Annotated in this window: 11 protein-coding genes; 8 read left to right on the top strand and 3 right to left on the bottom strand. The window is 68.4% G+C overall.

The features are described from left to right. Positions 1 to 61: 61 nt before the first annotated feature. Entirely contained in the window at positions 62 to 817 is a 756-nt protein-coding gene (locus tag WFH00_RS08900; protein WP_336660471.1) for a TetR/AcrR family transcriptional regulator, read from the bottom strand. 221 nt (positions 818 to 1,038) lie between these two features. Here WFH00_RS08900 and WFH00_RS08895 point away from each other — a divergent pair, with 221 nt between their 5' ends. Together WFH00_RS08895 and WFH00_RS08890 are read left to right on the top strand one after the other, a co-directional pair. After that, complete coding sequence (locus tag WFH00_RS08895) at positions 1,039 to 2,742, top strand: amidohydrolase (RefSeq protein WP_336660470.1); 1,704 nt, start codon at positions 1,039 to 1,041, stop codon at positions 2,740 to 2,742. A gap of 91 nt (positions 2,743 to 2,833) precedes the next feature. Beyond that, positions 2,834 to 4,252: an APC family permease gene (locus tag WFH00_RS08890; protein ID WP_336660469.1), complete on the top strand. Its 1,419-nt coding sequence runs from the start codon at positions 2,834 to 2,836 to the stop codon at positions 4,250 to 4,252. Positions 4,253 to 4,475: 223 nt separating this feature from the next. On the opposite strand, the gene WFH00_RS08885 is transcribed toward WFH00_RS08890, so the two are convergent. After that, the gene (locus tag WFH00_RS08885; protein WP_442918821.1) at positions 4,476 to 5,195 is read right to left on the bottom strand and encodes a TetR/AcrR family transcriptional regulator; all 720 of its coding nucleotides are present in this window, start codon (positions 5,193 to 5,195) and stop codon (positions 4,476 to 4,478) included. A gap of 177 nt (positions 5,196 to 5,372) precedes the next feature. Between WFH00_RS08885 and WFH00_RS08880 the strand changes: the two genes are divergently transcribed. Together WFH00_RS08880 and WFH00_RS08875 are read left to right on the top strand one after the other, a co-directional pair. Beyond that, entirely contained in the window at positions 5,373 to 6,806 is a 1,434-nt protein-coding gene (locus WFH00_RS08880) for an APC family permease (protein WP_336660467.1), read from the top strand. A gap of 76 nt (positions 6,807 to 6,882) precedes the next feature. Then, positions 6,883 to 8,550, top strand: a complete 1,668-nt coding sequence (locus tag WFH00_RS08875; protein WP_336660466.1) for an amidohydrolase — start codon at positions 6,883 to 6,885, stop codon at positions 8,548 to 8,550. A gap of 13 nt (positions 8,551 to 8,563) precedes the next feature. Here the strand turns inward: WFH00_RS08875 and WFH00_RS08870 are convergent, their stop codons facing one another. After that, positions 8,564 to 9,535, bottom strand: a complete 972-nt coding sequence (locus WFH00_RS08870; RefSeq protein ID WP_336660465.1) for a biotin--[acetyl-CoA-carboxylase] ligase — start codon at positions 9,533 to 9,535, stop codon at positions 8,564 to 8,566. Positions 9,536 to 9,647: 112 nt separating this feature from the next. On the opposite strand from WFH00_RS08870, the gene WFH00_RS08865 reads away from it, so the two are divergent. From WFH00_RS08865 to WFH00_RS08850, 4 genes are all read left to right on the top strand, one after another. Then, entirely contained in the window at positions 9,648 to 11,795 is a 2,148-nt protein-coding gene (locus tag WFH00_RS08865) for a TPM domain-containing protein (RefSeq protein WP_336660464.1), read from the top strand. A gap of 136 nt (positions 11,796 to 11,931) precedes the next feature. Then, positions 11,932 to 12,666, top strand: a complete 735-nt coding sequence (locus tag WFH00_RS08860) for a PspA/IM30 family protein (protein ID WP_336660463.1) — start codon at positions 11,932 to 11,934, stop codon at positions 12,664 to 12,666. Positions 12,667 to 12,771: 105 nt separating this feature from the next. After that, on the top strand, positions 12,772 to 14,121 hold the full coding sequence (locus WFH00_RS08855) for a hypothetical protein (protein ID WP_336660462.1): 1,350 nt from the start codon (positions 12,772 to 12,774) through the stop codon (positions 14,119 to 14,121). A gap of 101 nt (positions 14,122 to 14,222) precedes the next feature. Continuing rightward, positions 14,223 to 15,815, top strand: coding sequence for an acyl-CoA carboxylase subunit beta (locus WFH00_RS08850; RefSeq protein ID WP_336660461.1), 1,593 nt, complete (start codon positions 14,223 to 14,225; stop codon positions 15,813 to 15,815). Positions 15,816 to 15,821: the final 6 nt, after the last annotated feature.

Genomic DNA, 15,821 nt, shown 5'->3' with positions numbered 1-15,821 from the left:
GCGGATACGCTGCTGACGGAAGACGGAATGGGTGCAGTAAGCGAAACCGGTGGAGCAACAGTCAGGTGAGCGCAGCGAATTCCGCGCGGAGTCCCACGAGGATCGCTCGGAGCCCGAGCTCGAACGCGTCATCGGCGTTGCGTCGGCCAGCGGCGGCGAGCGCGCGAGCGCGGGCCCGGAAGACGCCCGAGAAACTCGGCACGTCGCTGCGCGGCCCGGGATCGAGCATGTCGTTGTCCGCAGCGAGGTCGAGGGCTGCCCCCAGCACGAAGCACTCGACGGCAACGATCAGCGAGAGCGCGCGCTCCTCCGGCCAACCGGCCGACACGAGGGCGGCGGCGACTGCGTCGTACATGCGCGCGGTGCCCGAGTCCGAGGCGAGCGACTGAGTCGCAAGGAGCGCGATCGTGGGCGGGTGCGAGGCGAAGGCGAGCCGATACCCGAGCGCCCACTGTTCGAGCGCGGCGTCCCACGGGAGCGTCTCGAACGGCTCGACCGGGATCCGCTCGCTGATCAAGTCACGGATTCCGGCGATGAGTTCCGTCTGCCCGCCCACGTGGTTGTAGAGCGACGACGGGCGCACGCCGAGCTCCTTCGCGATTGCCCGCATGCCGGCGCCTTCAACGCCGTGCTCGTCGATGAGCGCGAGTGCGGTCTCGAGGATCAGGCGCCGCGAGAGTATTCGCTGTTTCGGGCGACCGGCTCGTCGATTCCCACTGCGGGCACGCGCCGAAGCGGAAGCCACAGCCGAAACAGCGCCCGAAGCAGCGCCCGAAGCAGCGTCGCTCGCAGCAATCGTCGCGTCGTTCGCTTTCATGGCACTCCTTCGTAAGCCTCGCGCCGTCACAGAATGACATTTTTCGGCCGAACGGGGGTGCTCGCTCGCGTCCAGAGCCAATCCGTACTATTCTCAACCCGCCGGTAAACGAACCCCGTTCGTTTACAAGGGTAACCGCAATCCGTTTTCGGAGCCCAGCCCCGTAAGACACACGAGTCAGCCCAGACACACGAGTCAGCATCGAGCAGCAAGGACGCAGCATGAGCGACAGCACCCCCTCCCCCATCACGATCTTCGTGAATGGCACCGTGATCGTCGAGCCGGACGGGCCCTCGGGCACCGTCGCGAGCACCGCGCTCGCCGTTTCCGACGGGCGGGTCACGGCGCTGGGCGAGGACGCTGAGCAGTTGGCGGCGGATCGCGCGGAAGGCACCACCATCATCGACCTCCAGGGCGGCTCGCTCGCCCCCGGCATCGGCGACGGTCACGCGCACCCCGTGCTCGGCGGGTCGGAGGCGCTGGGTCCCCAGGTGCGCGCGGCGAGTGACCTGCAGGGGATCCTGACCGCCGTTGCCGAGTGGAAAGCGGCGAACCCCGATGCGGAGTGGATCGTGGGCGCGAGCTACGACGCGACCTTCGCCGAGGGCGGCCTCTTCGACGCGCGCTGGCTCGACGAGGTGACGGGCGACACCCCGACAATCCTCCGAGCCTGGGACTACCACACGGCGTGGGTCAACAGCGCGGCGCTCGCGGCCGCCGGCATCACCGCGGACACCCCGGACCCCGCGCTCGGCCGCATCGTGCGGCGCGCCGACGGCTCACCAATGGGCACGCTGCAGGAGGCAGCGGCGAACGACTTCCTCGCCGACGTCGCCCCGGCGTTCACCGAAGACCGACGGCTCGAGGCCATCGAGCGGGCGACGCGAGGCTACGCCGAGCTCGGCACCACGTGGATTCAGGACGCGTGGGTCGAGCCCGCCGACCTCGAGCTCTACCTGCGCGCAGCGAGCGAGGAGCGCCTCCACACGCGCGTCAATCTCGCGTTCCGTGCCGACCCCGCGCGCTGGCGCGAGCAACTCGACGAGTTCATCGCCGGCCGCGAGCGCGTCCGCACCCTGGCGAAGCCGCGCCTCACCGCCGAGACCGTCAAGTTCTTCGTCGACGGCGTCATCGAGAATCACACGGCGGCGCTCATCGATCCCTACGCGGATCGCGCCGACGACCGAGGCCTGCCCAACTGGAGCGACGCCGAACTCACGGAGGCCGTGCAGCGGTTCGAGGCCGCCGGGTTCCAGCTCCACCTCCACGCGATCGGCGACGCCGCGAACCGCAGTGCCCTCAACGCGCTCGAGGCGGCGCGCGCCACGAACGGCCCGCAGCAGCGCCCGCACGTGATCGCGCACGTCGCCGTGCTCGATCCTGCCGACATCGCCCGCTTCGCCGAGCTCGACGTGATCGCGAACTTCGAGCCGTACTGGGCGCAGTGCGACGCCGTGATGCAGGCCCTCACGATCCCGCACATCGGCCACCCGCGGGAGGACTGGCAGTACCTCATCGGCTCGGTGCATCGCAGCGGCGCCACCGTCACCTTCGGCAGCGATTGGCCCGTCACCACCCGCGACTGGCGCCCCGCGCTCTCGACTGCCGTGACCCGCCACAGCCACCTCGAGCCGGGCGCCGAATCATGGCTCCCCGACGAGCGCATCAGCGCCAGCGCGGCACTCGCGGCGTACACGACCGGCATCGCGCGCCAGGCGCTCGCGGCGGATCGCGGCACGCTCGAAGTGGGGCAAGTCGCAGACGCCGTGTGGCTCTCTGCCGATCCGCTCGCCGTCGCACCGGAGGCGATCGCGGATATCGCGGTTCGGGGCACCTGGATCGCCGGGGAACCGACGTACTCCGGAGCGTCGAACGCCGACGCGGTCGCCGGCGCGGCTCGATCCGCCGCCAACTCAACCGCCTGATACCCGCAAGCGCCGTGCCCGCAAGCATGCGGCCTGCCCGGCCCCAACACCACACTTCCCCCGCTCCACATCACGACTCAAAGGAGACCCCGTGAGCGACACGACCCAACGCCCCCACCTCAAGAGGGAGCTCGGCCTCACCGGCCTGACCCTGTTCGGGGTGACCTACATGACGGTCATCACCGTCTTCACCACCTACGGCATCGTCAACCAGGTCACTGACGGCCACCTGCCCGCGAGCTACATCGTCGCGGTCATTACCATGCTGTTCACCGCGGCGAGCTACGGCGCGATGGTGAAGCGCTACCCCGTCGCGGGATCCGCCTATACGTACACGCAGCAGTCGTTCGGCGGCGCGGCCGGCTTCTTGACCGGCTGGGTGATGCTGCTCGACTACCTCTTCATCCCGATGATCAACTTCATGCTCATCGGCATCTACCTCAACACCCAGTTCCCCGCGGTGCCCGTGTGGGTGTTCACCCTCGTCGCGCTGCTGCTCGTACTGGTCTTCAACATCCTCGGCATCAACCTGGTGAACAAGGTCAACTTCGTCATCATCGCGCTGTCGGTGGTGCTCGTCGTGGTCTTCGTCGCGCTCGCGTTCAAGGAGTACCTGGGCGGCGACCAGACCGTCGGCATCATCGAGCCATTCACGTTCGGTGAGGGCGGCATCGGCGCGATCGCGTCGGGTGCGGCGATCCTCGCCCTCTCGTTCCTCGGCTTCGATGCGGTCTCGACCCTCTCCGAGGAAGCGAAGAAGCCGCGCCGCGATATTCCGCGCGCGATCATCCTCTCCACGCTCGTCGGCGGGTTCTTCTTCATCCTCGTGTCGTGGGCTGGTGGCCTCGCCTTCAACCCCGACTGGAGCACCCTCAGCGCCGAGCAGATCGACGCCGCCGGCACGACGGTCATGGACACGTTCGGCGTCGACTGGATCACCTCGTTCTTCGTCGCGGTGTATGTCGTGGGCGCGTTCGGCTCGGGCATGACCGGGCAGGTCTCGGTCTCGCGCATTCTCTACGCGATGGGCCGCGACGGCATGCTGCCCCGGCCGCTCTCGCGCCTGCACCACCGCTTCGGCACGCCGATCGTCGCGGCGATCGTGGTGTCGGTCTTCGCGCTCTCCTCACTGTTCCTGTCGCTCGACACAGTCGCGTTCATGATCAGCTTCGGCGCGCTCGCGGCGTTCGCGATGGTGAACCTCTCGGTGATCCGTACGTACCTGTTCCCGAAGGACGGGCGTCGACCTGAGGGCGCCGGCGCGTGGATCCGCTACGGGCTCGTGCCGCTTATCGGGTTCGCGTTGACGATCTGGCTGTGGACCTCGCTCCAGGCGCTCACCTGGCTCGTCGGCGCGATCTGGCTCGTCGTGGGCGTCATCATCATCGCGATCGTGACCGGCGGGTTCCGCCGCCCCGTGCCGAAGATGGACTTCTCCGAGCGCGATCCGAGCACCGAGCAGATCGATCAGCTCGCCGAGGAGTACCCGCTCGAGGGCGGGCGCGCGTAACTCGCTGCGCTTGTACCTCGAGAAGGGCCCCAGTCGCTTGATGGCGCTGGGGCCCTTTTTCTGTGCGGATCGCGGGGCGCTGGGGGAGGGTCCACGTTTCCCGGCGGTGCTCTGCCGGTTCCGGATGCGCGCGATTCACAGATACGCGCAGTGCTCCTTTGCGTCCGTCAGACAGTGGATCACCCGCCGTTCGGGCCGACACGCCGAGAGCGGGTCCGCGCGATCAGCTTTCCACTGCCTGATGGGCACGGCCAGAGAGCTGCGTGCGCTGCCCGAGGCCGCCCTCGCGATCGCGCTGTTCGGAGCGAAGCCCCCGCAGCAGCAGCTCGAGACCGGCCGCGAACGCCTGGTCTGCTGGTGAATCGCCAGTACTTGCTTCGCGCTGCCGGCGATCCTCGTACGCAGCAGTGAAGTTCGGGACATCGTCGCGCTCGCGCGCGTCCATCATGTCGGGAGCAGCGGCCGCGTCGAGCGCGGAGCCGAGAATGAAGGATTCGAGCGCGACAAGGATGTTGAGGGCGTCAGCTCGTCTCCACCCTTCAGCGACGAGCAGACTCACGATGCGTTCGTAAACCGCGAATACGCGTGAGCTCGGGTCGAACGGCATGACAGCGAGCAGGGCGATCGTCGGCGGGTGCGCCGCGAACGCAGCTCGGTAGGAGCGCGCCCAGGCGGCGAGCGCCGAATCCCAGGGCTCGGCGTCAAGTTCTCGCGTCGAAACTCTCCCAGCGATCAGCTCGCGAATACCGCGGAATACGTCTTCCTTGTTTTCGACGTGGTTGTACAGCGCGGATGGTCGCACCCCGAGCTCGCGTGCCAGGTCGCGCATGCCGAACGCCTCGCCGTGTTCGTCGAGGAGGTCGAGTGCGGTCTCCACGATTCGCTCCCGCGTGAGCACTCCTTCGCTCGGCCGGCCCACGCGCCGCGATCCTCGTTCACCCACCAGCATCACTCCCTTGTTGAAACCGATCAGGGACGATTCGCGCGACTGAACTCGCGAACCCGACGATCTGCGTCTAGTCTAATCGTGTCAAAAAGAACGTTGTTCATTTTGGTCGCCGTTCCGCAGACGGAACCGGCGCGAGACACCGGCACCAGCCGCCACATCACAGGAGATTCAGTGAGCGAAGCATCCGGGGCGCACCTCAAGCGCACTCTTGGCCCCATTACACTCACGCTATTCGGGCTGTCGTACATGGCCATCGGCACGGTGTTCACGACGTACGGAATCGTGAACCAGCTGACCGAGGGGCACCTCGTCGACTCGTACATCGTCGCGCTCGTCGTCATGCTGTTCACCGCGGCAAGCTATGCAGCAATGGTGCGCCGCTACCCCGTAGCGGGATCGGCGTACACCTACTCGCAGCAGGCCTTCGGCGGTGCCACCGGTTTCCTCACCGGCTGGGTGCTCATGCTCGATTACCTCTTCATTCCGATGATCAACTTCCTGATCCTCGGGCTCTACGTCGGCACCCAGTTCCCGAGCGTTCCGAGCTGGATCTTCACGTTCGCGGCACTGCTCGCCGTGTTCATCTTCAACGTCCTCGGCATCTCGCTCGTCGGCAAGATCAACACCGTGATCGTCGTCGTGTCTCTCGCCGCCGTCATCGTTTTCGCGATCCTCGCGGTCAAGGCCACGATCAACGACCCTAACGCCCCCTCGCTCCTCGATCCCTTTATCCCGGGTTCTGTCGGGTACAGCCCGATCTTCACGGGTGCTGCGGTGCTCGCGCTCTCGTTCCTCGGGTTCGATGCGGTCTCGACGCTCTCTGAAGAGGCGAAGAACCCCCGTCGCGACATCCCTCGCGCCATCATGCTCACCACCATCATCGGCGGGTTCATCTTCATCGCGATTGCGTACGTCGGCGCGCGCGCCTACTACCTCAGCGATTGGAGCACCGCGTCCGACGATCTACTCAATGCGGCGGGCGCGGTGCTGTTCAGCCACGTCGGCGGTGATCTGCTCGCAGCCATCTTCGTGATCATCACCGTCGCGGGCTGCTTTGGTTCGGGTTTGGCGGGACAGGTCGCGGTCTCGCGCATCCTCTACTCGATGGGACGCGACGGCATTCTGCCGAGGCCGCTCGGCATCCTCTCGAAGCGGTTCGGCACCCCGATCGTCGCCGCGACCACCGTCTCGGTCGTCGCCCTCGCGAGCCTCTTCGTGAGCCTCGACCAGGCGGCGTTCATGATCAGCTTCGGTGCGCTCGCGGCGTTCGCGATGGTCAATCTCTCCGTCATCCGCACATACCTCTTCCCGAAGGGCGGCCGCACCCAAACCGTCTCGGCGTGGGGTTGGTTCCGGTACGGCGTGATCCCTCTGATCGGCTTCGTGCTCACGATCTGGCTGTGGACCTCGCTCGAGGGCATTACCTGGGTCATCGGCGGTATTTGGATCGTGATCGGCGTCGCGATCCTCGCGATGAAAACCGGGTTCTTCCGCAAGCCGGTGCCGAAGCTCAATTTCTCAGAGGAAGTCCCGTCGACTGAGGCGATCGATGCGCTCTCGGCGGAGCACCCACTTAACGCCTCGGAGTCCCGCTCAGCACGATAGTTCCTTCCCCGGGGGCGCCGAATCACGGTGTCCCCGTACGCCCCCACCGCCCCGCGCCCCACCCTCGGAGATCACAATGACGACCACCCTGTACCGCAATGCCGTCGTATTCACGGCCGACGCAATGCCCGAGCAGCCGAGCCCCATCGCTGAGGCTTTCGCTGTCGAGCACGGTCGGTTCATTGCCGTCGGTTCAATCGAAGAGGTACGCGCGGCCGTGGGTGGGGTTTCGAGCGGGGCAGGATCGCGAGAGGTCGTCGAGCTCGACCTCAAGGGGCGGTTCGTTGCGCCCGGTTTCATCGACTCGCACACGCACCTTGTCGGCTTCGGAGAGTCGCTCGGACGGGTGCAGCTCCGCGACTGCGCCTCGCTCGCCGAAATGCAGGAGCGCCTCGTCGCGGCGCGCGGTGCCGACCCGGAGGCCGCACGTGTGCTCGGGAGCGGTTGGCTCTTCGACGCGGTCGGGGGTGCGCAGCCGACTGCGGCGATGCTCGACGAGGTTTTGCCCGACGTGCCCGTGTACCTCGACGCGAACGACTTCCACTCGACCTGGGTGAACAGCGCCGCGCTACGGGAACTCGGCATCAACCGAGACACCCCCGATCCAGTCGGCGGCGAGGTTGTTCGCGACGCCGACGGCAACGCGACCGGCCTGCTGCTCGAGACCGCTGGAACCCAGTACGCGTGGGCGTTCCTCCGCTCGCAGAGCACCGAAGAAGACGTCATCGCCGCGCTCGATCGGGCGTTCGCGACTTACCTCGAGGCCGGGGTGACCGGCGCAACTGAGATGTCGCTCAACAGCGCCGAGGTCGAAGGGCTGCGCGCGATCGTCGCCCGCGACGGGCGGCTTCCATTTCCGATCACGGCGCACTGGATTCTCGAGCCGACTGGCGACACGGCTCGCGATGTCGAAGGCGCCGAGGGCATCGCCGAGCTGCGCGAGGAGATCGCTGCGGGCCCGGCAGCTGACTGGCTGCGCATCGCGGGAGTGAAGTTCATCATGGACGGCGTCATCGACGCATGCACGGCCACGATGATCGAGCCGTACGCGAACGGGAGCAACGCCGAACCGATCTGGACGTTCGAGCGGCTCCTTCCCGTCGCCGAGACTGCTGACCATGCCGGCTTGCAGATCGCAATGCATGCGATCGGCGACCGCACGAGCCAGATCGCCCTCGACGTCATCGAGCACTGCGTGCGGGTCAACGGACCGCGCAACCGTCGCCACCGTATCGAACATTTGGAGAGCGTTGCCGACGACACCATCATCCGCATGGCGGAACTCGGCGTGATCGCCTCGATGCAGCCCGTCCACTGCGATCCCGCCGTGCTCGACAATTGGAAGGCGCAGCTCGGCGACGAGCGACAGGAGCTCGGGTTCCCCTGGCACAAGTTCCGCGACGCGGGCGTCGCAGTGACGCTCGGCACCGACGCTCCGACCGCGCCGCACGAGGCCATACCGAACCTCTACATCGCGCTGACCGGAGCTTCCGTGCTCGCCCCCGAACGCGCCCCCTATCACCCCGAGCGCGCGTTCACGCCCGCCGAGGCACTCGCCGCGCTCACCGCCGGTGGGGCGTTCGCCGGGGAAATGGACGGTACGACGGGCCGAATTCGAGCGGGTCTCAACGCCAACTTCGTCGTGCTCGACGTGAACCCGCTCGAAACCGCCCCCGCGGCGCTGCTGGAGACGCGCGTGCACAGTACGACCGTGCTGGGCGAGGAACTGCACCGGGCGCGGTGATCGCGCAGGTCGACTAGCGGAGGTGCTCGATGTCTCCCGCTGAGACAGTGAGATCGCCGCCGGTCGGCAGGTCGACGACGAGGGATCCGTCCTCCGCGAGACGTGCCGCGCGCCCGTCCACGATCTCGTCGCCGGGGAGGTGCACACGCACCTCCGTGCCCAGCGTGAGCGAGTGCCGGGCCACCCGCGCCCGAGCAGCGGCAGGGTTGGCGGCGGCGAGCGCAGCGAGGCGCAAGAGCTCGGCGACGTAGTCGGCGAGCACGCGATCCGCCAGCTCCTGCCCCACAGGGTCCGCAAGAGTCTCAGCCCCGCCGACGTCGGCGCCTTCGGAGAGCAGCGAACCTGCCCGCTCGGTCGGCAGATCCCACTCCGGGATGAGGAGGTTGATGCCCGCGCCCACGATGATGGTGCGGCCGGCTTCGGCAGCAGCGCCGGCAGCCGCGCCGGTGCTTACATGCGCGGCACCGCTTGCGCGTACGCCATCGCTCGGCAGCATCTCGCACAGCAGACCGCACAGCTTCTTCCCGGGACGCCCGGCGATCGCGTCCTCCTCGTCGCGGACGTGCACGTCGTTCGGCCATTTCACGCCGACCCGCTTCGCTTCGCCCGCCATCGCGCTGTCACCGAACTCGGCGCCCGCCGATCCGCCGCCGGACTCGCTGATGGCGCCAGCAGCCGCCGTGAAGTGCGGTTGCAGTGCTGTCGCGAGTGCGGACCCCGCGAGCAACGGCAACCAGCTCGGAGCGAGCCCGCCCGCGCCGAATCCACGCACGAGCACCGATGTCGCGAGCGAAGTGTCGGGCGGCATGGCCCAGCCGCGGTCGAGGCGGCCCCTGCCGGCGGTCTGGTCGCTCGTCACGAGGAGCGTGCCGTTCGGCAGGTCGGGGCGCGACCGCACGAGCTCGCGGAGCTCTGCGTTCGTGGAGGGCGAGGAGTCGCGCCAAATCACCTCGGGGAGGCGCGCGCGGGAGCGGGGCAGGTGCATGCGGATCACGCTACCGCGTGCCTCCGACACTGATGCCTCGCAGCGAGGCACCAGCCCGAGGCGATCCGCGCAAGCCGTGGACCGTGTCGGTGGTGCGCAATACACTCCGAGTGTGGATCACACGACTTTCGGACTCCGTCGTCTCGGCTCGGGCCGGGGCTCCCGCCGCGCCAGAGCGCTGATCGCGGCTGCGTGCATCGCGATCCTGACCGCTGCTTGGTTTCTTGCGAACGCGGCGGTCGCATCGGGGCCGCTGGGGGCAACTCCCGCGCTCGCTGCCGGCCCGCGTCAGGCTACCGCAACCGCACTCGCTCCCGCCGTCGCGCCGGTCACGCTCAGCGACACCTTCGTGACCGATGATTCGGACGCGCTCACCGACGCCGAGGAGAACGACGCGAACGCGCGTCTGGCGGCAGCGAGCGAGGAGACCGGCCTCGACCTGTATGTGGTGTTCGTCGACGAGTTCACGAACCCGAACGACCGCATCGCCTGGGCGAACCAGACGGCCGACTTGAATGGCCTGGGCGATTCGCAGTACCTGCTCGCGGTCTCGACCGAGGGGCGGCAGTACTACATCTCGTCGCCGCTCAGCGGCACGCTGAGTGATAACGCGCTCGGGCGCATCGAGGAGCGGGTGCTCCCGGGCTTGCGAGAAGGCGACTACGCCGACGCGATCACCGCAGCGGCTGAGGGGCTCGAGGAGGAGCAGGCTGCTCCCGGGCGCAACACCGCGATCGGGGTCGGCATCGGGGCGGGTGTGCTCGGGATCGGCGCGGCCGCCTTCGGGCTCACGCGTGCCGCTCGGAAACGCCGTGAGAAGCAGGCGGTCGAGCAGGATCTCGCCGAGCTCTCGCGCACCGCGGGTTCCGCGCTCGTCGCCGCCGACGACGCCGTGAAGTCGAGCTCACAGGAGCTCGAGTTCGCGCGGGCGGAGTTCGGGGACGACGCGGTGAGCGAGTTCGCAGATGCGCTTGAGAAAGCCCGGGCGCAGTTGCTCGAGGCGTTCTCGCTGCAGCAGCAGCTCGACGACGCGGTTCCCGACACGGAGGCGCAAAGTCGCGAATGGCTGCAGCGGATCATCGAGCTTTGCGGTGGTGTCGACGAGACACTCGACGCCCAAGCCGAAGCGTTCGTGCAGTTGCGAGCGATCGAGCAGAACGCTCCGGCTGCGCTCGCGACGCTGAGCCAGCGCCGAGGCCGTGCCGACACCGCGCGGGCCGCGTCCGAGGCCGAGGTCACTCGGCTCTCGTCGAGCTATGCGCCGGAAGAACTCGCAGCGCTCGCAGGCGCAACGGAGCAGGCCGCATCGCTCCTCTCGTTCGCCGCCGAGCGCGAGACCGCGGCCTCTGCGGCACTTGGCGCAACGCCTCCCGACAATGGTGCGGCCGCTCTCGCGATCCGCGAGGCCGAGGCGTCGGTCGCGAGCGCCGAATCGCTCCAGCAGTCCATCACGACGCTCGGCACCGAGCTCGTGGGCCTCGAAACGCGGTGCCAAGAGCTCATCGCAGAACTCGAGTCCGACATCGCGTCCGCACGCTCTCTCCCGGATCCGGACGGGTCCGTTGCCGCAGCGATCGCCGAAACCGAGCAGCAGGTGGCCCGCGCGCGCGAAAACCTCTCGAGCGCCGCGCGCCGCCCCTCGCAAGCGGTGCAAGCGCTCGATGCCGCCAACACTCGCATAGACGGGGTCGTGCACGCGGCGCAGGAGACCGCGCGGGCGCGCGGTCTCCTCGAAGCCCAGTTCGCGCAGGCGGCCGAGCAGGTGCGGCAGGCCGAGACCTTCATCGACGCGCGGCGAGGGGCCATTGGCGCGACCGCGCGCACCCGGGCAAGCGAGGCGCGCGCCGCGCTCTCGCGGGCGGATGCGGCACGCGTCGCAGACCCTCGGGGTGCCCTCGGCGAAGCCCAGCGTGCTTCCGCCCTCGCGGCCGAATCGCTTTCGTACGCGCAGGCCGACCTATCCGGCTACGGCGGGTACGGAGGCGGCTACGGCAGCGGCTACAACGGAGGCTATCGCCAGGGCGGTCCGTCGGGCGGCGACCTCGGAGCGGTGCTCGGAGGCATCCTCGGCAGCGGCGGCTTCGGCGGATACGGCGGGTCCGGCGGCGGCTTCTGGGGCAGCGGCTCGGGAGGCTCGTGGGGTGGCGGATCCGCCCGCCGCTCTGGGGGCTCTTCGTGGGGCGGCTCGTCACGCCGGTCCGGTGGCTCGTCGCGCCGCTCGAGCGGCCGCTCGAGTCGCCGTGGGGGTGGTCGGTTCTAGCCTGATGATGATCGCCTCCCGCTGAACTCGCATTCGCCATCAAGGCTCGGTGCTTCCCCAGCACTTTTCCCTACACTCGATCCAAACCGCTCCGTCTTTACCTCGATCCACATCGCTCCGCCGAAAGGAATCTCTCATGTCGAAGCAGTCCATCCTCGGGCGCATCACTACGCTCGTTCGCGCAAACATCAACTCGATCCTCGACTCCGCCGAGGATCCGCAGAAGATGATTGACCAGCTCGTGCGCGACTACTCGAACAACATCTCTGATGCGGAGCAGGCGATCGCGGAGACGATCGGCAACCTGCGCCTGCTCGAGCAGGACTATGAGGAGGACGTGCGCACCGCCGCCGAGTGGAACCGCAAGGCGATCGCGGCGAGCGCGAAGGCTGACGAGATGCGAGCAGCGGGCAACACCGTCGACGCCGACAAGTTCGACAACCTGGCGAAGGTCGCGCTGCAGCGCCAGATCACCGAGGAGAACGAGGCACGCGCCGCCGAGCCCACGATCGCGTCGCAGCGCGAGGTCACCGAGAAGCTCAAGGCCGGGCTCAACGGCATGAAGGAGAAGCTGCAGCAGTTGCAGTCGAAGCGCGCGGAACTCATCGCGCGCGCCAAGACCGCCGAGGCTCAGAATCGCGTGGCCGATGCGGTGAAGTCGATCGACGTGCTCGATCCGACGAGCGACCTCGGCCGCTTCGAGGAGAAGATTCGTCGGCAGGAGGCGCTCGCGCGGGGCAAGCAGGAGATCGCCGCATCGACGCTCGATTCGCAGTTCAACGAGCTCGAGAATTTCGAGGCCGTCACCGAGGTCGAGGCGCGGCTCGCCGCGCTCAAGGCGGGCAACCCGCAGCAGGCGATCGGGCAGTAGCGGACGCTGAGGTCGCCGAGGCAGCAGCGGCCTCGGTAACCGCTCGGGCGACGGGGCTGAGGGCTCCGTCGCCCACGACGTATCAGTGCAGTACGAAGGAGCACCGTGGGATTCTGGGGACGCCGCGATCGCGAGGCGCAGGCGCAGCAGAGCGCGAATGACGAGAACCAGTCGCGCCGAGCGCGCAGCGCGCTTGTCGCCGCTGACGAGCGGATCCGCGCGACGAGCGACGAGCTCGCCTTTGCGACGGCCGAGTTAGGCGACGAGGCCACGACCGAGCTCCGCGTCGGGCTGGAATCCGTGCGTGAACACCTCGGCGAGGCGTTCCAGCTGCACCAGCTGAACCACGACCACATCCCCGACACCCCGGAAGAGCTCCGCACCCGCAATGCTCGCATCCTGCAGCTCTGCGAGTGGGCGGAGTCCGTGCTCGACGAGCGCACCGCGGCACTGCAGGCCCGCGTCGAGCGTGCGCGCCGTGCGCCCGAGATGGTGCAGCGCGTGCGCCAAGACGTCGCGGCGCTCCAGGCCCGGGTACCCGAGGCCCAAGAGGCGACCGCTCGCCTCGCCGCACGCTACAGCCCGTCCGCACTCCAGCGCGTGCGGCTCAGTTCCGAGGATGTTGAGCAGCTCCTGGACTTCGCGCTGCACTCGGCCGACCTCTCGGATCGGCGCCGCGCCGCCGGGGCGCTCGCCGATGCGAACCTCGCGCTCGAGACCGCCATCGAGACGGTGCGACGCGCAACATCGATCCTCGACAGCGTCGACACCTTCGAAATCGAGGCGCTGCGCGCGCAGAACACGCTCGCCGACGTCATCGAGGACTCGCGCGGCGACATCTCGGAAGCCCGAACCGAACCGCGCAATAACGCCGTCGAAGCGGCCGTGGAACGGCTCGAGGCGGCGCTCGCGGAGGTGAGCTCGGGCCGCCAGCGCGATCCGTTCGCGGATCTCGCGCTCGTCTCGAACGCGAACGCGGCGCTCGACGCAGCCCGGGCACGCGCCGCAAAGCCGATCCCGAGCGCGGAGCAGGTGCAGCACAGCATTTCTGCCGCGGATCACGCGATCGGTGTGGCCTCGAGCCTCATCGAGGGACACCGCGGATGGATCGGTGCCGATGCACGCACGCGCCTTGCCGAGGCGCGGCGGATCCGCACCGAAATCGCCGGAACTCCGGCGACCGAGGACAGCCGCGAAGAGGTCATGCGCCTCTCCCGCCGCTCGTCAGAGCTCGCCGACGAGGCGCTTCGGCTCGCCCAGCGCGACATCGATTCGTCCCGCCCCGACGGAGACGATTGGGGCGGCATGGGCGGAGGCGGCGGCTGGGGCGGACCCGGCGGCATGGGCGGCGGCTGGGGCGGTTCGCGCGGCGGGCAGGGCGGCGCGGGCGGCGTGCTCGGGCCGGTGATCGGGGGCGTGTTGCTCGGCGGTCTCCTCGGCGACATCTTCGATTAGAACGCCGCGGATCCCCTTCGTAGACATCCGACCAAGGAATCTTGATTCCGTTGGAGAGGTTGTTGGGGTTCACGGGAACCCCCCGCGCTAGGCTGGCATGCGTGACTGCAGAGAACATCGCGCCCGCGACGACCGCCGACCGCATCGCCGATCATCGCCGCAAGTATCAGGAGGCCGTGGGCGATCGCGACGCCTCCGCCGCCGCGAAGCAGCACCCGCGCGGAAAGATGACCGCGCGCGAGCGCATCGCGGCCCTCCTCGACGCCGGCTCCTTCGTCGAGTTCGACAAGTACGTCAAGCACCGCTCGCACGGCTTCGGCATGGAGAAGAGCCACCCCTTCGGCGACTCGGTCGTCACGGGTGCCGGCACGATCCACGGCCGCCAGGTGGTCGTGTACGCGCAGGACTTCACCACGTTCGGCGGCTCGCTCGGCGAGGTCGCGGGCGAGAAGATCGTGAAGGCGATGGAGTTCGCGCTGAAGACCGGCGCGCCCGTGCTCGGCATCCTCGACTCCGGCGGAGCGCGCATCCAGGAGGGCGTGGTCGCGCTCTCGAAGTACGCGAACATCTTCCGACTCAACACGATGTGCTCGGGTGTGATCCCCCAGATCTCGATCGTGATGGGCCCGTCCGCTGGCGGCGCCGTGTACTCCCCCGCGCTCACCGACTTCGTGATCATGGTCGACAAGACCAGCCACATGTTCGTCACCGGCCCGGACGTCATCAAGACGGTCACGGGCGAGGAGGTCGGCTTCGAGGAGCTCGGCGGCGCGCTCACGCACAATAAGACGAGCGGCGTTTCGCACTACCTCGCGAGCGACGAGCTCGACGCGCTCGACTACGCCCGCGCGCTCATCAGCTACCTCCCGGACAACAACCTTGCCGAGGCGCCGATCTACGACACGGACACCGCGCTCGAGATCACGGATGCCGACCGCCGGCTCAACACGCTGATCCCGGACAGCCCGAATCAGCCGTACGACATGCAGACGGTCATCGAGGCGATCCTCGACGGCGGCGACTTCCTCGAGGTGCAGCCGCTCTTCGCGCCGAACATGCTCATCGGCTTCGGCCGGGTCGAGGGCCGCACCGTCGGCATCGTCGCGAATCAGCCGAACCAAATGGCGGGCACGCTCAACATCGACGCCAGCGAGAAGGCCGCGCGCTTCGTGCGGTTCTGCGACGCGTTCTCGATCCCGATCCTCACCCTCGTCGACGTGCCCGGCTACCTGCCCGGCACCGACCAGGAGTTCCAGGGCGTGATCCGCCGCGGCGCGAAGCTGCTCTACGCATACGCCGAGGCCACCGTGCCGCTCGTCACGATCATCACGCGCAAGGCCTACGGCGGAGCGTACATCGTGATGGGCTCGAAGCAGATGGGCGCCGACTTCAACATCGCCTGGCCGACCGCCGAGATCGCGGTGATGGGCGGCGCGGGCGCCGTTAACATCTTGTACCGCAAGGAACTGGCCGCCGCTGCCGAGCGCGGGGACGACGTCGAGGCGCTGCGCGCAGAGCTCACGGCGAAGTACACCGCAGACGTCACCTCACCGTTCCTCGCGGCGGAGCGCGGCGAGCTCGATAACGTGCTCGAGCCGGCAGGATCGCGCCTCGCCGTGATCAAGGCCCTCCGTGGTCTCCGCGGCAAGCGCACCGAGCAGCCCGCCAAGAAGCACGGGAACATCCCCCTCTAGGGGCCG

Origin of the sequence: Leucobacter sp. USHLN153, from assembly GCF_037145615.1 — a bacterium.
Taxonomy (GTDB): Bacteria; Actinomycetota; Actinomycetes; order Actinomycetales; family Microbacteriaceae; genus Leucobacter.
Note: the sequence above shows the minus strand (reverse complement) of the source record. Positions and strands in the feature narration are given on the sequence as shown.